This is a genomic window from Streptomyces sp. NPDC039430 (genome assembly GCF_055639435.1).
Genome location: NZ_JBVKAK010000005.1, coordinates 337,995 through 355,110, shown reverse-complemented (window position 1 = coordinate 355,110; position 17,116 = coordinate 337,995). Strand labels below are relative to the sequence as shown.

The 17,116-nt window shown below is 69.7% G+C and carries 16 protein-coding genes; 8 read left to right on the top strand and 8 right to left on the bottom strand.

The window, feature by feature from the left end:
* The first annotated feature begins 420 nt into the window (after positions 1–420).
* The 4 genes from nhaA (at position 421) to ACZ7LS_RS15890 (ending at position 3,839) form a co-directional block, all read left to right on the top strand.
* Positions 421–1,818: a Na+/H+ antiporter NhaA gene (nhaA, locus tag ACZ7LS_RS15905; protein ID WP_385134902.1), complete on the top strand. Its 1,398-nt coding sequence runs from the start codon at positions 421–423 to the stop codon at positions 1,816–1,818.
* A gap of 63 nt (positions 1,819–1,881) precedes the next feature.
* Positions 1,882–2,376 carry a phage holin family protein gene (locus tag ACZ7LS_RS15900; protein WP_382521026.1) on the top strand — a complete coding sequence of 165 codons (495 nt, stop codon included), beginning with the start codon at positions 1,882–1,884 and terminating at the stop codon, positions 2,374–2,376.
* On the top strand, positions 2,373–3,374 hold the full coding sequence (locus tag ACZ7LS_RS15895) for an alpha/beta fold hydrolase (protein WP_382674658.1): 1,002 nt from the start codon (positions 2,373–2,375) through the stop codon (positions 3,372–3,374). The genes ACZ7LS_RS15900 and ACZ7LS_RS15895 overlap by 4 nt, the downstream gene beginning before the upstream one ends.
* 285 nt (positions 3,375–3,659) lie before the next feature.
* Positions 3,660–3,839, top strand: coding sequence for a hypothetical protein (locus ACZ7LS_RS15890; protein ID WP_129766731.1), 180 nt, complete (start codon positions 3,660–3,662; stop codon positions 3,837–3,839).
* Between the two features lie 98 nt (positions 3,840–3,937).
* On the opposite strand, the gene ACZ7LS_RS15885 is transcribed toward ACZ7LS_RS15890, so the two are convergent.
* The 3 genes from ACZ7LS_RS15885 to nth form a co-directional block, all read right to left on the bottom strand.
* On the bottom strand, positions 3,938–5,137 hold the full coding sequence (locus ACZ7LS_RS15885; protein ID WP_382521030.1) for a MarP family serine protease: 1,200 nt from the start codon (positions 5,135–5,137) through the stop codon (positions 3,938–3,940).
* Between the two features lie 165 nt (positions 5,138–5,302).
* A complete protein-coding gene (locus ACZ7LS_RS15880) occupies positions 5,303–6,154 on the bottom strand; it encodes an NUDIX hydrolase (RefSeq protein ID WP_385134838.1) in 852 nt (283 codons plus the stop codon).
* A gap of 126 nt (positions 6,155–6,280) precedes the next feature.
* Positions 6,281–7,294 (bottom strand): endonuclease III, encoded by a 1,014-nt coding sequence (gene nth / locus ACZ7LS_RS15875; RefSeq protein WP_385134839.1) that lies wholly within the window; start codon positions 7,292–7,294, stop codon positions 6,281–6,283.
* Positions 7,295–7,650: 356 nt separating this feature from the next.
* Here nth and ACZ7LS_RS15870 point away from each other — a divergent pair, with 356 nt between their 5' ends.
* Entirely contained in the window at positions 7,651–8,325 is a 675-nt protein-coding gene (locus ACZ7LS_RS15870; protein WP_030353254.1) for a Crp/Fnr family transcriptional regulator, read from the top strand.
* A 173-nt stretch (positions 8,326–8,498) separates the two neighbouring features.
* Here ACZ7LS_RS15870 and ACZ7LS_RS15865 read toward each other — a convergent pair whose 3' ends face one another.
* The 4 genes from ACZ7LS_RS15865 to ACZ7LS_RS15850 form a co-directional block, all read right to left on the bottom strand.
* Entirely contained in the window at positions 8,499–9,329 is an 831-nt protein-coding gene (locus ACZ7LS_RS15865) for an MBL fold metallo-hydrolase (protein ID WP_382521036.1), read from the bottom strand.
* Positions 9,326–10,330, bottom strand: coding sequence for an NUDIX hydrolase (locus ACZ7LS_RS15860; protein WP_385134841.1), 1,005 nt, complete (start codon positions 10,328–10,330; stop codon positions 9,326–9,328). Before ACZ7LS_RS15860 ends, ACZ7LS_RS15865 begins: the two co-directional genes overlap by 4 nt.
* Positions 10,331–10,640: 310 nt before the next feature.
* Positions 10,641–11,141 (bottom strand): RidA family protein, encoded by a 501-nt coding sequence (locus ACZ7LS_RS15855; protein WP_385134842.1) that lies wholly within the window; start codon positions 11,139–11,141, stop codon positions 10,641–10,643.
* Positions 11,138–11,299, bottom strand: coding sequence for a DUF4177 domain-containing protein (locus ACZ7LS_RS15850; RefSeq protein WP_093601778.1), 162 nt, complete (start codon positions 11,297–11,299; stop codon positions 11,138–11,140). The genes ACZ7LS_RS15855 and ACZ7LS_RS15850 overlap by 4 nt, the downstream gene beginning before the upstream one ends.
* Before the next feature lie 72 nt (positions 11,300–11,371).
* Here ACZ7LS_RS15850 and bagA point away from each other — a divergent pair, with 72 nt between their 5' ends.
* Both bagA and bagB read left to right on the top strand, forming a co-directional pair.
* Positions 11,372–12,337, top strand: coding sequence for an ATPase BagA (gene bagA, locus ACZ7LS_RS15845; protein ID WP_129766737.1), 966 nt, complete (start codon positions 11,372–11,374; stop codon positions 12,335–12,337).
* On the top strand, positions 12,334–13,806 hold the full coding sequence (gene bagB, locus ACZ7LS_RS15840; RefSeq protein ID WP_385134844.1) for an ATPase BagB: 1,473 nt from the start codon (positions 12,334–12,336) through the stop codon (positions 13,804–13,806). Before bagA ends, bagB begins: the two co-directional genes overlap by 4 nt.
* A gap of 224 nt (positions 13,807–14,030) precedes the next feature.
* Here bagB and ACZ7LS_RS15835 read toward each other — a convergent pair whose 3' ends face one another.
* Positions 14,031–14,375: a WhiB family transcriptional regulator gene (locus ACZ7LS_RS15835; protein ID WP_030353248.1), complete on the bottom strand. Its 345-nt coding sequence runs from the start codon at positions 14,373–14,375 to the stop codon at positions 14,031–14,033.
* 397 nt (positions 14,376–14,772) lie between these two features.
* On the opposite strand from ACZ7LS_RS15835, the gene ACZ7LS_RS15830 reads away from it, so the two are divergent.
* A complete protein-coding gene (locus ACZ7LS_RS15830; protein WP_385134845.1) occupies positions 14,773–17,091 on the top strand; it encodes a transglycosylase domain-containing protein in 2,319 nt (772 codons plus the stop codon).
* The last annotated feature ends 25 nt before the right edge of the window (positions 17,092–17,116 follow it).

The window sequence follows — 17,116 nt, the reverse complement described above, 5'->3', positions numbered from 1 at the left end:
GCTGGGACTCCCCCAAGGGACCACCCACCAAAAGAACAAAGGGGGGGGGGGGGGGGCCGGGAAAGTAGAAAAAAAGGAGGGTGTTTGTCCCCCCCCCCCCCCCCCCCCCCCCCCCCCCCCGCTGTCATTCGGTGCGCGCTGCCGCCGTCTCCGCTTTCCCTCACGCAGGTCACCTCGCTCAGGTCACCCCGCTCAGGTCACCTCGCTCAGTTCACCTTGCCCAGGTCACCCCGCTCAGGTCACCTTGCCCAGGTCACCAGAGCCGCCTCCCTCGCCCGGCTCCCCCGCGCCCCGGTCGTCGCGTCCAGGTAAAGTAGGCAGCACGTAAATAACACAACAAGATTTTCAAGGTGCGCCGGGAAGTCTGGTCGGCATGTGATGTGCCATGCCCGCAGATCGACCGGAGGCCCTCCCGTGCCTGTGTCCGCGCCCACCCCCACCGGCCGTAAGTTCCTCGGACGCCTCCCGCTGCCCGAACGGAACTACCTCGCGGAGGCTCTGCGCACGGAGACCGTCGGCGGTATCCTTCTGCTCGTCGCCGCCGTCGTCGCGCTCCTCTGGGCGAACACTCCACTGAGCAACAGCTACGAGGCCGTGAGCGACTTCCACCTCGGCCCCTCGGCGCTCGGCCTCGACCTCTCCCTGCAGCACTGGGCGGCCGACGGTCTGCTCGCCATCTTCTTCTTCGTCGCCGGCATCGAGCTCAAGCGCGAACTGGTGGCCGGGGAACTGCGCGATCCCAGGACAGCCGCGCTCCCCGTGATCGCCGCGCTCTGCGGGATGATCGCGCCCGCCCTGGTCTATGTACTGGTCAACTCCGCCGGCGGCGGGTCGCTGAGCGGCTGGGCCGTGCCCGTCGCCACCGATATCGCCTTCGCGCTCGCCGTGCTCGCGGTCATCGGCACCTCGCTGCCCTCGGCGTTGCGCGCCTTCCTCCTCACCCTCGCGGTCGTCGACGATCTCTTCGCCATCCTGATCATCGCCGTCTTCTTCACCAGCGATCTGAACTTCGCGGCGCTCGGCGGCGCGGTCGCCGGACTCGTCGTCTTCTGGCTGCTGCTGCGCAAGGGCGTACGCGGGTGGTACGTGTATATCCCGCTGGCGCTGGTCGTCTGGGGCCTGATGTACAACAGCGGCGTGCACGCCACCATCGCCGGTGTCGCGATGGGCCTGATGCTGCGCTGCACAACGCGCGAGGGCGAGGAACACTCCCCCGGCGAGCACATCGAGCATCTGGTGCGCCCCGTCTCGGCCGGTCTGGCCGTACCGCTGTTCGCCCTGTTCTCCGCGGGCGTCTCCATATCCGGCGGTGCCCTCGGCAAGGTCTTCACACAGCCGGAGACTCTCGGCGTCGTACTGGGTCTGGTCGTCGGCAAGGCGATCGGCATCTTCGGCGGCACCTGGCTGGCGGCGCGCTTCACCAGGGCCGAGCTGAACGAGGACCTGGCCTGGCCCGATGTGTTCGCGCTCGCGTCGCTCGCCGGCATCGGCTTCACCGTCTCGCTGCTCATCGGCGAGCTGGCCTTCCCGACGAACCCCGCGCTCACCGACGAGGTGAAGGCCGCGGTGCTGACCGGCTCGGTCATAGCCGCCGTCCTCTCCGGGGTGCTGCTCAAGCTGCGGGTCCGCACGTACCGCGCGTTGTACGAGGAGGAGGAGCGGGACGAGGACCGGGACGGCATCCCCGATATTTACGAACAGGACGATCCGGCATACCACTTGCGCATGGCCGAGCTGTACGAGTCGAAGGCCGCCGAGCATCGTCGGCTGGCGGAACACGCGGGGGCAGCGCGCGGCGACGGCGACAGTCCGGCATGATCGGACAACGGATTCGTAGCCGAGCGGTCCGTAGCCGAGAAGAGCGAGAAGAGGGAGTCACCGATGAGCGACCCCGGTAAGCACGTCGCCGACGCCGTCCGGACCGGCACCGTGATCGAAGCCGCCGCGGGCGACCGCAGCATTGGCCAGCTGGTCGCCTCGGCCACCGCCGAGGTCTCCGCGCTGGTGCACGATGAGATCGCCCTGGCCAAGGCCGAGATCCGACAGGACGTCAAGCGCGGTGTGACGGGCGGAGCCGCCATCACGATCGCGGCGGTGTTCGCTCTGTTCTCCCTGCCGGTGCTGAGCTTCGCCGCCGCGTACGGGATCCACAATCTGGGGCTCGGGCTCGCCTGGTCGTTCCTGATCGTGGGCGGAGCGTTTCTGATCCTCGCGGGGCTGCTCGCCGGGCTCGCCGTACTGAAGTTCAAGAAGGTCAAGCCGCCGGAGAAGTCCATCGCCTCGGCCAAGGAGACGGCGGCGGTACTGCAGAACGTGAAGCCGCACCCCCGTCCGGTCCGGGTAGGCACCAAGTCTGTGGCACGCTCGTCTGCATGACCGCCCCTGAATCCGGCCCCGGCAAGACCTCCGGCACCGCGCCTGACACGGCGCCCGGCACGTCCTCCGGTGGGACCTCAGGAGCAACGCCGGCCTCCGCCGTCCGTCTCGATGGTCCCTGGACCCATCGCGATGTGGCTGCCAATGGTGCGCGCTTCCATATCGCCGAGATGGGCGAGGGGCCGCTGGTGTTGCTGCTCCATGGCTTCCCGCAGTTCTGGTGGACCTGGCGCCATCAGCTGTCGGCGCTGGCGGACGCCGGGTACCGCGCGGTGGCCATGGATCTGCGGGGGGTGGGCGGCAGTGACCGTACGCCCCGGGGGTACGACCCCGCCAATCTGGCGCTCGACATCACCGGTGTGGTGCGCTCCCTCGGTGAGCCCGACGCGGCGCTCGTCGGCCATGATCTGGGCGGCTATCTCGCCTGGACGGCGGCCGTGATGCGGCCCAAGCTGGTGCGCCGGCTCGCGGTGTCCTCGATGCCGCACCCGCGCCGCTGGCGTTCGGCGATGCTCTCCGACTTCTCGCAGAGCCGTGCCGGATCGTATATCTGGGGTTTCCAGCGGCCGTGGCTGCCGGAACGTCAGCTCGTGGCCGAGGACGCGGCGCTGGTGGGGCAGCTGATCCGGGACTGGTCCGGCCCCCGGTCGCCCGACGACGAGTCGATCGAGATCTACCGGCGCGCGATGACCATCCCGTCGACGGCGCACTGCTCGATCGAGCCGTACCGCTGGATGGTGCGGTCGATGGCACGGCCCGACGGCATCCAGTTCAACCGGCGGATGAAGCGCCCGGTGCGGGTGCCGACGCTCCAGCTGCACGGGTCGCTCGACCCGGCGATGCGGACGCGCAGCACCGCGGGGTCGGCGGAGTATGTGGAAGCGCCCTATCGTTGGCGGCTGTTCGATGGTCTGGGACACTTCCCGCACGAGGAGGACCCCGCCGCGTTCTCCGCGGAACTCATCAACTGGCTCAAGGACCCGGAGCCGGACCGCTGAACCGGACCGCTGAACCGGTCTGTGGCGGACCGCTGAAGCGGGCTGCGGCCGGACTGTGGGCGGTGTGCGGGCAGTGTGCGGGCGGACTGCAGACAGTGTGGCGCCGGACCCCGTGGGCGGGCTGTGGGCGGGGGCTCACACGGGACGGTGAAGAGCGCCGCGCCGCCCGTCCTGGTTGTCGCCCTTTGAACGCTTGTCCTACGAACAGCCAAATGCCTCGCGCATAGGCCAATTGGCCCACTCCCGGGCGGTTACCGACCATGGGCCAGGGGCACAGGTCGAAGTATGGGCTGGACGCACGACTACGGTGACGCAGCACGCAACCGCCGCTCGGCCTCTGCGCCGATCACCCACAGAAGGGGCGGCCCCGATGAACAGGGCCATGATCCCCGGCTCGGTATTTCCCTGATCCTCCGCCGCAGAGCGCGCTGGGTCTCGGCCCGGCTGCGTCATCAACGTTCCTGAGGGCGCGTCGCCGAGTCCCGTACGACAGACCCTGCCCCACCCGGCCCGGCACGCATTGGCCGGGCCGCTGTTCGCCCGCCTCGCCGGCCGGACAGGGGTCAGAGGGCGCATCCCTGGGTGTCGACCTGCTGGTTGGCGTTCCGGCCGAGGGTGATGTCGTCGCGGATCTCGTCCGCCGTCAGCGCGTAGCCGGTCTGGGGGTCGTCGAGCGACCTGGCGAAGATCACTCCGTACACCTTGCCCTCGGTGGTGAGGAGCGGGCCTCCGGAGTTGCCCTGGCGTACGTTCGCGAAGAGTGAGTAGACATCGCGCCGGACCTCGCCGCGGCGGTAGATGTCCGGGCCGTTGGCGTCGATACGGCCACGGACGCGCGCGGAGCGTACGTCGTACGAGCCGTTCTCCGGGAAGCCCGCGACGATCGCGCCGTCCCCGCTGTTCGCGTCCTTGTCGGTGAACTGGAGCGGTTCGGCGGGGAGGTTCGGCACGTCAAGTACGGCGATGTCGCGCTGCCAGTCGTAGAGGACGACCTTGGCGTCGTACAGCCGTCCCTCACCGCCTATCTGGACGGTGGGCTCTTCCACGCCGCCGACCACATGCGCGTTGGTCATCACGCGGCGCTCGGCGAAGACGAAGCCGGAACCTTCGAGGACCTTGCCGCAGCTGGGTGCCGTACCGACGACCTTGACGATCGACTGCCGGGCGCGCGCCGCCACCGGGCTGCCCGCGAGCGCCGGGTCCGGGGGCTGGACCTCGGTGATGGGCTCATTGGCGAACGGGCTGAAGACCTGCGGGAAGCCGTTCTGCGCGAGGACCGACGAGAAGTCCGTGAACCAGCTGGACGCCTGGTGGGGCATCACGCGCGAGACCCCGAGCAGCACCTTCGAGCTGCGGACCTCCTTGCCGAGCGTCGGCAGTGAGGTCCCGGCGAGAGCGGAGCCGATCAGCCAGGCCACCAGCAGCATGGCGACGACATTGACCAGCGCGCCGCCGGTGGCGTCCAGGGCGCGGGCCGGCGACCACGTGATGTAGCGGCGCAGCTTGTTGCCGAGGTGGGTGGTGAAGGCCTGGCCGACAGAGGCGCAGACGATCACTATGACGATCGCGACGACGGCGGCCGTGGTGGAGACCTCGGAGTCCGCGGTCATCTCGGCCCAGACCACGGGCAGCAGATAGACCGCCACGAGACCGCCGCCGAGGAAGCCGATCACGGACAGGATGCCCACCACGAAACCCTGGCGGTAACCGACGACCGCGAACCACACGGCGGCGAGCAGCAGCAGGATGTCCAGCACGTTCACCGTCAATAGCCTCGCTTGCCTCGCGGATACGTCTCCGGTCGCCCCGCCCGATCGGCGGGTGGCCCCGCCCGGCGGTCGCCACGGGGGCTCCGGCGGCCCTGGCGGCCAGTGGCGGAGCCGCCGCGGTCAGGGACCTTCGAAGGGCGGAGCATGGGGGTCAGCCTGTCATGCACGCCAGTCCAGCGGGACCTGCTTCGAGCGGTCCCACGGCTGCTCCCAGCCCGCGAAATACAGGATCCGGTCGATCACTCCGGCCGTAAAGCCCCAGACCAGGGCAGATGCGACCAGAAAGGCGGGGCCGCGGTAGCCGCTGGGGTGGCGGGCGGTCGCGCGGTTGGCCGGGTCCGTGAGATCCGCCACGGGCACGGTGAAGACCCGGGCGGTCTCGGCGGGGTCGACGACGCCGACGGGGGTGGGCTCGCGCCACCAGCCGAGCACGGGTGTCACGACGAACTCGCTCACCGGGATGTAGAGCTTGGGCAGCACGCCGAAGAGCTGGACCCCGGACGGGTCGAGGCCGGTCTCTTCCTCGGCCTCGCGCAGCGCCGCCCGTAGCGGTCCCGTGGTGGCCGGGTCGCCGTCCTCGGGGTCGAGGGAACCGCCGGGGAAAGCGGGCTGTCCAGGATGCGAGCGCAGGCTGCTGGCGCGCTCCATGAGCAGCAGCTCGGGGCCCCGGGCGCCCTCGCCGAAGAGGATCAGGACGGCGGACTGCCGGCCGCCGCCGCTCTCGGGCGGCAGAAAGCGGCTCAGCTCCTCCGGCGCGACGGTCCGCGAGGCGCGCACGACGGGCGTCAGCCAGTCGGGCAGGCCGTCGGTGGTGACGGCGACGCCGGCCGCCGCCGGGTCGCCGTAAGTGTCTCCGGTCCGGTGCGTCTCTCCGGTCCGGTGCGTCTCTCCGGTCCGGTATGTATCTCCGGCTCGGTATGTCTCTCCGGCTCGGTACGTCCCTTTACCTCGGTGGGTCTCTTCGGACCGGTACGTCTCTTCAGACCGGTAGGTCTCTTCAGCTCGCGTCATAGGCACCCCTGTCGGACAACGCCTGCCGTCGGCCGGATCGTTCCGCCCTCATCCGGCTCCACTCGTTCGTGCCTGCCGGTCGTCGTGTCTGCCGGTCCGGCACTTCATACGGCGCCGACCGCTCGGCTATTCAACGCGCGCCGGGGCCGGTTTGCCCGGGTAGTCGGCGGGCGGGCTCAGACGCTGGCCCGGGTAGCCGCCCATCTCGTACTTCAGCAGCTTGCGCGCCTTCTCCGGGTCCGTCTCGCCCTCACCGTACGAGGGGCAGAGATGCGCGATCGGACAGGCACCGCAGGCCGGCTTCCGGGAGTGGCAGATACGGCGGCCGTGGAAGATCACCCGGTGCGAGAGCATCGTCCACTCGCTCTTGGGGAAGATCGCCGCGATCTCCGCCTCAACCTTCTCCGGGTCCTCCTGCTCCGTCCACTTCCAGCGGCGGACCAGCCGGCCGAAGTGGGTGTCGACCGTGAGGCCGGGGACGCCGAAGGCATTGCCGAGAACGACATTCGCCGTCTTGCGGCCGACACCGGGCAGGGACACCAGATCGTCCAGATTGCCCGGGACCTCGCCGTCGAACCGGTCACGCAGCGCGGTGGACAGGCCGATGAGCGACTTCGCCTTGGCACGGAAGAAGCCCGTGGGACGGATGGCCTCCTCCAGCTCCTCCGGCACGGCCGCGGCCATGTCCTCGGGGGTCGGGTACTTCGCGAAGACCGCGGGCGTCGTCTGGTTGACCCGCAGGTCGGTCGTCTGGGCGGACAGGACTGTCGCCACCAGCAGCTCGAACGGGCTCCGGAAATCCAGCTCGGGATGGGCGTACGGATAGACCTCGGCCAGCTCGCGGTTTATCCGGCGGGCCCGGCGGACCATCGCCAGATGCGATTCCGGCTTGGCGGCGGCCTCGGCGGTCCCGGCCGTCGGCTTGGCGGGCTTGGCCGTCCGCTTGGCGGCGGGCTTGGCCGTCCCGGCCGTCGGCCTGGCGGACTCGGCCGTCCGCCTGGCGGCGGGCTTGGCCGTCCGCTTGGCGGACTTGGTGGTCGGCTCGGCGGACGGTGCGGTCGGCTCGGTGGCCGCCGCGTTTTCCGTCGGGGCCTTGACCGGCTTGACCGTTGACCCTTTTGCGGCTTTTTTCCGTTTCACTGAAGGCTGTTCGCCCACAGCGGAATTTTGCTCCGCGGACACTCTTCCAGCCCCCTTGGCCTGCGCTGTCACCGGCGAGTTGGACACCCGGCCAGCCTAAAGCCCCGCACTGACATCCGCCCCGGCGACGGCCGATCGCCACCCGATTCGGCACCCGGGGCACAGTGGGGCACGCGCGTACGTCAAACTTGTGACTGATCGCACGGTTTCGAACAACCGGAATTCGGTAGCGGGCCAATCAGCCCGGGGATGCCAAGCCACCCGAGAACAAGCGGTACGTACGGCATCATGGGGACCACGGTCCCGAGCAGGTGGGGACCACAGTTCCCTGAGCAGGTCCGACAAGGAGAGAACACGTGGACGACGTTCTGCGGCGTGCCCCGCTCTTCGCGGCGCTCGATGACGAGCAGGCGGCGGAGCTCCGCGCCTCGATGAGTGAAGCGACGCTCGCGCGCGGTGACGCGCTCTTCCACGAGGGCGACCCGGGCGACCGCCTCTATGTGGTCACCGAGGGCAAGGTCAAACTCCACCGCACCTCCCCCGACGGCCGGGAGAACATGCTGGCCGTACTCGGCCCCGGCGAACTGATCGGTGAGCTGTCCCTCTTCGACCCCGGCCCGCGCACCGCCACCGCGAGCGCGCTCACCGAGGTCAAGCTCCTCGGGCTCGGTCACGGCGACCTCCAGCCCTGGCTGAACGCCCGCCCGGAAGTGGCCACGGCCCTGCTGCGCGCGGTCGCGCGCCGACTGCGCAAGACGAACGACCAGATGTCCGACCTGGTCTTCTCCGACGTCCCGGGCCGCGTGGCGCGTGCGCTCCTCGATCTGTCGCGCCGCTTCGGCGTCCAGTCGGAGGAAGGCATCCACGTCGTCCACGACCTGACGCAGGAAGAGCTTGCCCAGCTGGTCGGTGCCTCCCGCGAGACGGTCAACAAGGCACTCGCCGACTTCGCTCAGCGCGGCTGGCTGCGCCTCGAAGCGCGCGCGGTGATCCTGCTGGACGTTGAGCGCCTCGCGAAGCGCTCGCGCTGATACCTCACGCAACGCCGTACTCCCCGAAGGGCTCCGCCTCCTCCTGGCGGGGCCCTTCGCCGCTCCATCCCGGGGACATCCCTCGGATCAAGTCCTCAGATCAGACGGTCAGATCAGACGGTCAAATCAGGTCCTCACATCAGGTCCTCAGATCGGGCCCTCAGATCAGGCCCTCAGATCAGGCCGTGCTCGCGCAGGTACTCCAGTTGCGCTCTTACGGACAGTTCGGCCGCGGGCCACAGGGACCTGTCCACCCCCGCGTACACATGCGCCACCACCTCGGCGGGCGTACGGTGCCCGTTCTCCACGGCCGTCTCGACCTGGGCGAGCCGGTTCGCGCGGTGGGCGAGATAGAACTCCACCGCGCCCTGCGCGTCGTCCAGGACCGGCCCATGGCCCGGCAGGACGGTATGGACCCCGTCGTCGACCGTGAGCGAGCGCAGCCGGCGGAGCGAGTCGAGGTAGTCGCCGAGCCTGCCGTCCGGGTGGGCGACGAGTGTCGTACCCCGGCCGAGGACGGTGTCGCCGGTGAGCACCGCGCGATCGGCGGGCAGATGGAAGGAGAGCGAGTCGGCGGTGTGCCCCGGGGTGGGCACCACGCGCAGCTCAAGACCGCCGGTGGTGATGACATCCCCGGCCGCGAGCCCCTCGTCCCCCAGCCGCAGCGCCGGGTCCAGGGCACGGACCGCGGTACGGGTGAGCGCGGCGAAGCGCGCCGCGCCGGCCGCGTGGTCCGGGTGGCCATGGGTGAGCAGGGTCAGCGCGATCCGCTTCCCCGCCCTCGCCGCGACGTCGACGACCGCTTTGAGATGGAGTTCGTCGAGCGGGCCCGGGTCGATGACAACCGCCGCGTCCGAATCCGGCTCCGAGACGATCCAGGTGTTGGTGCCGTCGAGGGTCATCGCGGAGGCGTTCGGAGCGAGGACATTTATGGCGCGGGCCGTGACGGGGCCGGAGAGCACCCCGCCGCGCGGCTGGCCCGGGAGGGCGGCGGCGTCGGTCATCGGGAACCTCCGGACGGAGTCTGCGTCTGTGTCTGCGTCTGCGTCTGTGTCTGCGTCTGACCGGGGCTTTGGCGCGGCCCCTGACTCGGGCTCGGCCCCGGACTCGGACTCGAACTCGGGCTCGGGCTCTGCTTCTGCTCGCTCGGACGCGGTTCCACGCGCTTGGTGAACTCCTCGTGGCCGGGCCAGCTGAGCACCAGCTCCTCGCCCTCCATCCGGGCCGTGGCCAGCACCGGCGTCAGATCGCGGCCCTCGGAGCCGGCGAGCGCCTCGGCGGCCGAACCGTACGACTGGAGCTGACGCAGCGTCGCGACGGTCGGCGGCATCATCAGCAGCTCGCCCCGGTCGTACGCCTCCGTCGCCTCGGCCGGCCGGATCCACACCGTACGGTCGGCCTCCGTGGAGGTGTTCCTGGTCCGCTGGCCCGGTGGCAGCGCGGCCACGAAGAACCACGTGTCGTAGCGGCGCGGTTCGAACTCGGGGGTGATCCAGCGGGCCCACGCGCCGAGCAGGTCGCTGCGCAGCACCAGTCCGCGACGGTTGAGGAAGTCGGCGAACGACAGCTCGTGGCCGGCGAGGGCGTCGCGGTCGGCCTCCCAGTCGTCGCCCGTGGTGTCGCCGACAACGGTCCCCGCGGTCTCCCCCGCGAGCAGGACACCGGCCTCCTCGTAGGTCTCGCGGACCGCCGCGCACACGATGGCCTGCGCGGACGCGGCGTCGACGCCGAGCCTGCGGGCCCATACGTCACGACCGGGGCCGGCCCAGCCGACGGTCCCGTCGTCGTCCCGTGGATCGACTCCGCCGCCGGGGTACGCGTACGCGCCCGCGGCGAACGCCATGGAGGCGCGGCGCCGCAGCATATGGACGGCGGGGCCGGCGGGGTCGTCGCGCAGGAGCATCACGGTCGCGGCCCGCCGGGGAGTCATCGCGGTGATCTCACCGGCGGCGAGGGCACGGATCCGCACGGGCCATTCGGGCGGGTACCACTGACCATTGGGCATGGCCGGATGCTATGCGCTGGCGCGGGGATGTTCGAGGGGCACTGGAAGGCATGTGCTGTGACGCTACGTACAACCCGATCCCACCCGGTGCGCTCATATACGCGCACCAGGCAGGATCTCCGCCACATCACGCCGCGCCACATCCCGGGCAGGCGAGGGTCACGGGGCCGGGCCCCCAGCCACCGGCCCGTGCCCAGAAGCCACGGGCCCGTATCCGCGAGCCACCGGCCCGCGCTCAGCCGTCGCCCGGTCCGGACCCGGCCCGTCGCCCGGCCCGTCACCCGTCGCCCGGCCCGCGTCCCGCCGTCGCTCAGACCTCGGTCAGCTCCACCTGGATCTCGACCTCGACCGGCGCGTCCAGCGGCAGCACCGCCACGCCGACCGCGCTGCGCGCGTGCACGCCCTTGTCGCCGAGGACCCGGCCGAGCAGTTCGCTCGCGCCGTTGACCACACCCGGCTGGCCGGTGAAGTCGGCGGCCGAGGCGACGAAGCCCGTGACCTTCACCACGCGCGCGATGCGGTCCAGATCGCCGGTGACGGACTTCACGGCGGCCAGGGCGTTCAGCGCGCAGGTGGCCGCCAGTTCCCTGGCCTCTTCCGCGGTGACCTCGGCGCCGACCTTGCCGGTCACCGGAAGCTTGCCCTCCACCATCGGGAGCTGGCCCGAGGTGTAGACGTACGCACCGGACCGTACGGCCGGCTGATAGGCCGCCAGCGGCGGTACGACCTCGGGCAGTCTCAGCCCGAGTTCGGCGAGCGTGGCCTCAACGGCCCCGGCCCCGGCGCCCGCCCCAGCCCCGGGTCCGCTCATGCGGTTTTCTCCCGCTTCAGATAGGCCACCAGCTGCTCCGGGTTGTTCGGCCCGGGAACGACCTGGACGAGCTCCCAGCCGTCCTCGCCCCAGGTGTCCAGAATCTGCTTGGTCGCGTGCACGAGAAGAGGCACGGTCGCGTATTCCCACTTGGTCATGGAGGCGACTGTAGTCGTACCGGCTGGCGGCCTCGTGCGTAGCCCGCGGCCCGACTGGTTAGGCTCGAATACGTGAGCAGGCTCCAGGTCGTCAGCGGCAAGGGCGGTACCGGTAAGACGACGGTCGCCGCCGCCCTCGCGCTCGCCCTCGCCACCGAGGGGAAGCGCACGCTCCTCGTCGAGGTCGAGGGCAGGCAGGGCATCGCACAGCTCTTCGAGACAGAGGCCCTTCCGTACGAGGAGCGGAAGATCGCCGTCGCCTCGGGCGGCGGCGAGGTGTTCGCGCTGGCCATCGACGCCGAGCGCGCGCTCCTCGACTATCTCCAGATGTTCTACAAGCTCGGCAGCGCGGGCAGGGCGCTCAAGAAGATCGGCGCGATCGACTTCGCGACGACGATCGCGCCGGGCGTCCGCGACGTACTGCTGACCGGCAAGGCGTGCGAGGCGGTGCGCAGGCGCGACAAGAGGGGACGTTTCGTCTACGACTACGTCGTGATGGACGCCCCGCCCACCGGCCGCATCACCCGCTTCCTCAATGTGAACGACGAGGTGGCCGGGCTGGCGAAGATCGGCCCGATACACAATCAGGCCCAGGCCGTGATGCGGGTCCTGAAGTCGCCCGAGACGGCCGTGCATCTGGTGACGCTGCTGGAGGAGATGCCGGTCCAGGAGACCGCGGACGGCATCGCAGAGCTGCGGAGCGCGGAGCTGCGGGTCGGCAAGGTGATCGTGAACATGGTCCGGCCGCATCTCCTGGACGAGGCCGCCGTGCGCGCCGCGGCCGGTGATCGCCGCAAGGAGGTCGCGAAGGCGCTCGCGGCCGCCGGTGTGCCCGCGCCCACGAAGCTCGTCGGGCCGCTGCTCGACCAGGCCGCCGAGCACGCGCAGCGCGTGGAGCTGGAGCGTGAGCAGCGGGCCGTCCTCACCAAGCTGGGACTGCCCACGTACGAACTCCCCCTGGTCGGCGAGGGAATGGATCTCGCCGGTCTGTACCGGCTGGCGGGGGAGCTACGGCAACTCGGGGAGGTTTTCGCATGACCCTGGACTCCGCGGCCGCCCCGCTCCACATCGATCCGCTGCTCGACGACCCGGCCACCCGCATCGTCGTGTGCTGCGGCTCGGGCGGTGTCGGCAAGACGACGACCGCGGCGGCTCTCGGCGTACGGGCGGCCGAGCGCGGCCGGAAGGTGGTCGTCCTGACCATCGATCCGGCGCGCCGGCTGGCCCAGTCGATGGGCATCGACTCGCTCGACAACACGCCCCGGCAGGTGAAGGGCGTCCGGGGGCCCGGCGAACTGCACGCCATGATGCTCGACATGAAGCGGACCTTCGACGAGATCGTCGAGGCGCACGCGGACCCGGAGCGGGCCCGCGCCATTCTGGAGAACCCCTTCTACCAGTCCCTGTCGGCCGGCTTCGCGGGCACGCAGGAGTACATGGCGATGGAGAAGCTGGGGCAGCTGCGGTCCCGCGACGACTGGGACCTGATCATCGTCGACACACCGCCGTCGCGCTCCGCCCTGGACTTCCTGGACGCGCCGAAGCGGCTGGGTTCCTTTCTCGACGGGAAGTTCATCAGGCTGCTGATGACCCCGGCCAAGATGGGCGGCCGGGCGGGGATGAAGTTCCTGAATGTCGGTATGTCGATGATGACGGGCACGCTGGGAAAGCTGCTCGGCGGCCAATTCCTGCGCGACGTACAGACCTTCATCACCGCGATGGACACGATGTTCGGCGGGTTCCGTACGCGCGCGGACGCGACGTACCGGCTGCTTCAGGCGCCGGGTACGGCGTTTCTGGTGGTCGCGGCGCCGGAGCGGGACGCCTTGCGGGAGGCGGCGTACTTCGTGGAGCGGCTGGCGGCCGAGGAGATGCCGCTGGCCGGGCTGGTGCTCAACCGTGTCCACGGCAGCGGCGCCGCGCGGCTGTCGGCGGAGCGGGCGCGGGCCGCGGCGGAAAATCTTGAAGACAGCCGCATTGTGGATCAGGGGGCCGGGAATGCTCAGAGTCGTGGCAGTGCAGCCCCGGAAGGCTCTTCTCCCGAAGCCTCCGAGACGCACGAGCCCCTCGAAGCCGCCGTACCTGTCGTAGCCGCTGACTCCGTCGTACCCGCAGAACCTGTCGTACCCGCAGAACCTGTCGTACCCGCATCACCGCACGCGTCCGACGAATCCGATGCTTCCGATGTATCCGACGTACCCGCCATGCCCGCCGACTCGGCCGCACCCGAATCGGTCGCGTCCGGCACGGCCTCCGTCACGACTTCTGACGCAATTTCTGACGCCGCTTCTGTCACAACTGTGGAACAGCTGACGGCGGGTTTGCTGCGCCTGCACGCCGAACGGATGCAGGTGCTCGCGCGTGAAGAGCGCACGCGCGACCGCTTCACCGCGCTGCATCCCGAGGTGGCGGTGGCGGAGGTCCCCGCCCTGCCCGGCGACGTCCACGACCTTGCCGGGCTCAGGGCCATCGCGGATCGCCTCGCGGCGGGTGGCACGACGGGCTGACATGCCCGACACGTCATGTCGATACGCCATACCGACGCACCGTGTCCGGCGCACCGCGTGCAACGTGACACGCCCGAAGCGCTGCCCACCTCACCGCCGAGTCATATGGCCCTCACCAGGGGCGCGAGCGATTACCCCACCCGCCTCCATGCCGACTTCCGTACTGGATACCGGATACCGGCTTCCGTACCGGATACCGGCTTCCGCAGCGGCTCCCCCACCGGTTACCCCACCGCCGCGTACGTCTCGTACGTCTCGTCATCCTCCAAGCCCACGGGCAGGAGGCCCGCGCTGCGCTCGTACTCCGTACGCGCGGTCTCAAGCAGCCGGCGCCACGAGGTGACGGTCGGCCGCCTGCGCAGCAGTGCGCGGCGCTCCCGCTCGGTCATCCCGCCCCACACGCCGAATTCGACGCGATTGTCCAGCGCGTCGGCCAGGCATTCGGTCCGCACCGGGCATCCGGTGCACACCGCCTTGGCCCTGTTCTGCGCCGCACCCTGCACGAACAGTTCATCTGGATCGGTAGTGCGGCAAGCTGCCTGCGCACTCCAGTCGGTTACCCAGCCCATGCTGGCGCCGTCCTCTCCCGAATCGAGGCTCCCCCACGGCGGCAGCGGCATATTCACCGTTGCCAGTTGAGGACGTTACGGAAGGCGGGCACAGCGCAACACCCCCTTCGGGCCCAATCTTGAATGGCCCGAACGGACTATGCGTACGCGGCAGATCACCCAGGGGAGTGAGCCGAGGGCATAACCGGCACATCCGACAAAGTCGGGTATTTCACTTGCGCCACAACGGGCATCTCAGGCCAGGCGCGGACGATTCGGGCGTCAATATTCCGTGTTTCGGGTTCACGGAAAGTTCACGCCGGGTGCTTGATACGCAACCGCACTGCTGTGACAGTTGGGGACAGCTTAGGCCAGAGCCTTGACGCGTGTCCGGCGATTGAGAACGTAGGCTGCCCTCATGCCAAAGAAGCGCTCGGGCGGGGGTCTGACCGGGACCCAGCAGGCCGCCAAGTTCCTCGGTGTCAGCGTGCTCGCGGGAGCGGTGCTCGCGGGAATCGCCCTGCCGGCCTTCGGGGCGCTGGGACTCGCCGCCAAGGGGACGGTCGAGGGATTCGACGAGATCCCCGCCAACCTCAAGACGCCGCCGCTGAGTCAGCGGACCACGATCCTGGACTCCCAGGGCGGCCGTATCGCCACGGTCTACTCACGTGACCGCACCGTCGTCCCGCTCAAGGACATCTCCCCGTACATGCAGAAGGCGATCGTCGCGATCGAGGACTCGCGCTTCTACGAGCACGGGGCCATCGACCTGAAGGGCGTGCTGCGCGCGGTCAACCGCAACGCGCAGTCGGGCGGCGTCGCCCAGGGCGCCTCGACGCTGACCCAGCAGTACGTGAAGAACGTCTTCGTCGAGGAGGCCGGCGACGACCCCGACAAGGTCGCGCAGGCCACCCAGCAGACCCTGGGCCGCAAGATCCAGGAGCTGAAGTACGCGATCCAGGTCGAGGAGGAGCTGGGCAAGAAGAAGATCCTTGAGAACTATCTGAACATCACCTTCTTCGGGCAGCAGGCCTACGGCATCGAGGCCGCCGCCCAGCGCTACTTCTCCAAGCCGGCCAAGGACCTGAAGCTCGAAGAGGCGGCGATGCTGGCGGGCATCGTCCAGTCGCCGAGCCGGTACGACCCGGTCAACGACGAGGAGGAGGCCACCAAGCGGCGCAACATCGTGCTGCAGCGGATGGCCGACGTCCGCGACATCTCCCAGGCGGAGGCCGACCGCGCCAAGGCCACGCCGATCAAGCTGAAGGTGAGCCGCCCCGCGAACGGCTGCATCACGGCCGTCGCCGGAGCGGGCTTCTTCTGTGACTACGTACGCGAGGTCTTCCTGACCGACCCGGTCTTCGGCAAGGACCGCAAGGAGCGGGCCAAGGTCTGGAACCAGGGCGGGCTGACGATCCGTACGACGCTCGACCCGAAGGCCCAGAGCTCGGTACAGGCGTCGATAAAGGATCACGTCAACCAGAGCGACAAGGTCGCCGCGGCGGTGACCCTGGTCGAGCCGGGCACCGGCAAGATCCTCGGCATGGGGCAGTCCAAGCCCTACGGCTTCGGGAAGAACGAGACCCAGATCAACTTCTCGGTCGACAAGGGGATGGGCGGCTCGAACTACGGCTTCCCGACCGGTTCGACCTTCAAGCCGTTCCTCGCGACGGCGGCTATCGAGCGCGGTGTCCCGCCGACCCAGTCGTATCCGGCGCCGTACCAGATGCCGTACCCGGCGTCGATCCAGACGTGCAGCGGGAAGCCGTGGGTCAACACGGAGGGCGACACGGCCGAGAACGAGAACGAGTCGGAGGTCGGGCCGTACGGGCTGAAGGAGGCGATGGCCAAATCCGTCAATACGTATTTCGTGCAGATGATAGAGCAAATCGGTCTCTGCCCCGTGACGGAGACGATCGCCAAGCTGGGCGTGGTCCAGGGCGACGGCAAGAAGCTTCCGGAGTCGCCGTCGGCCCTCACCCTGGGCTCGCAGGGCATCTCGCCGCTCCGGATGGCGAACGCGTACGCGGCCTTCGCGAACCGCGGCACGTACTGCACGCCCATCGCCATCGACTCGATCAAGACGGCGACGGGCAAGAGCCTGAAGGTGCCGGAGTCGGGCTGTTCCCAGGCCATGTCGGAGAAGACCGCCGACACGATCAACACCCTGCTGAAGGGCGTGGTCGACTCCGGTACGGGTGAGGCGGCCGGACTGACGAGCCGCGACAACGCCGGTAAGACGGGTACGACCGACGCCCGTAAGAACGCGTGGTTCGTCGGGTACACCCCGAACATGTCCGGCGCGGTCTGGGTCGGCAGCCCGTCCCAGCAGGTCGAGATGGAGGACATCACGATCGGGGGCGAGTACCACGACAAGGTCTTCGGTGGTCAGGTCCCGGGTCCGATCTGGAAGGACGCGGTGTCCGGCGCGCTGGACGGCAAGCCCGCTCCCGGCTTCGTGACGGTCGACATCCCGGACGCTCCGAAGGGCCGGGACACCGACAGGCCGGGCGGGAACAACCAGGGCCAGGGCAACGGCGGCCGGGGCGACAACAAGCCGGGCGACGACGGTGACGGTCCCTTCCCGGACCTTCCGTTCCCGTCGGACCTGATCAGCGGCGGCCAGTCCCAGGGCAACGGGAACGGCGGTAACGGTGGGAACGGCAATGGCGGGAACGGCGGCCAGGACGGCGGCGGAGGCGGGAACGACGGCGGCGCGGACGGCGGCTTCCCGTAAACCGCGATAGCCGAACGCACTGGCC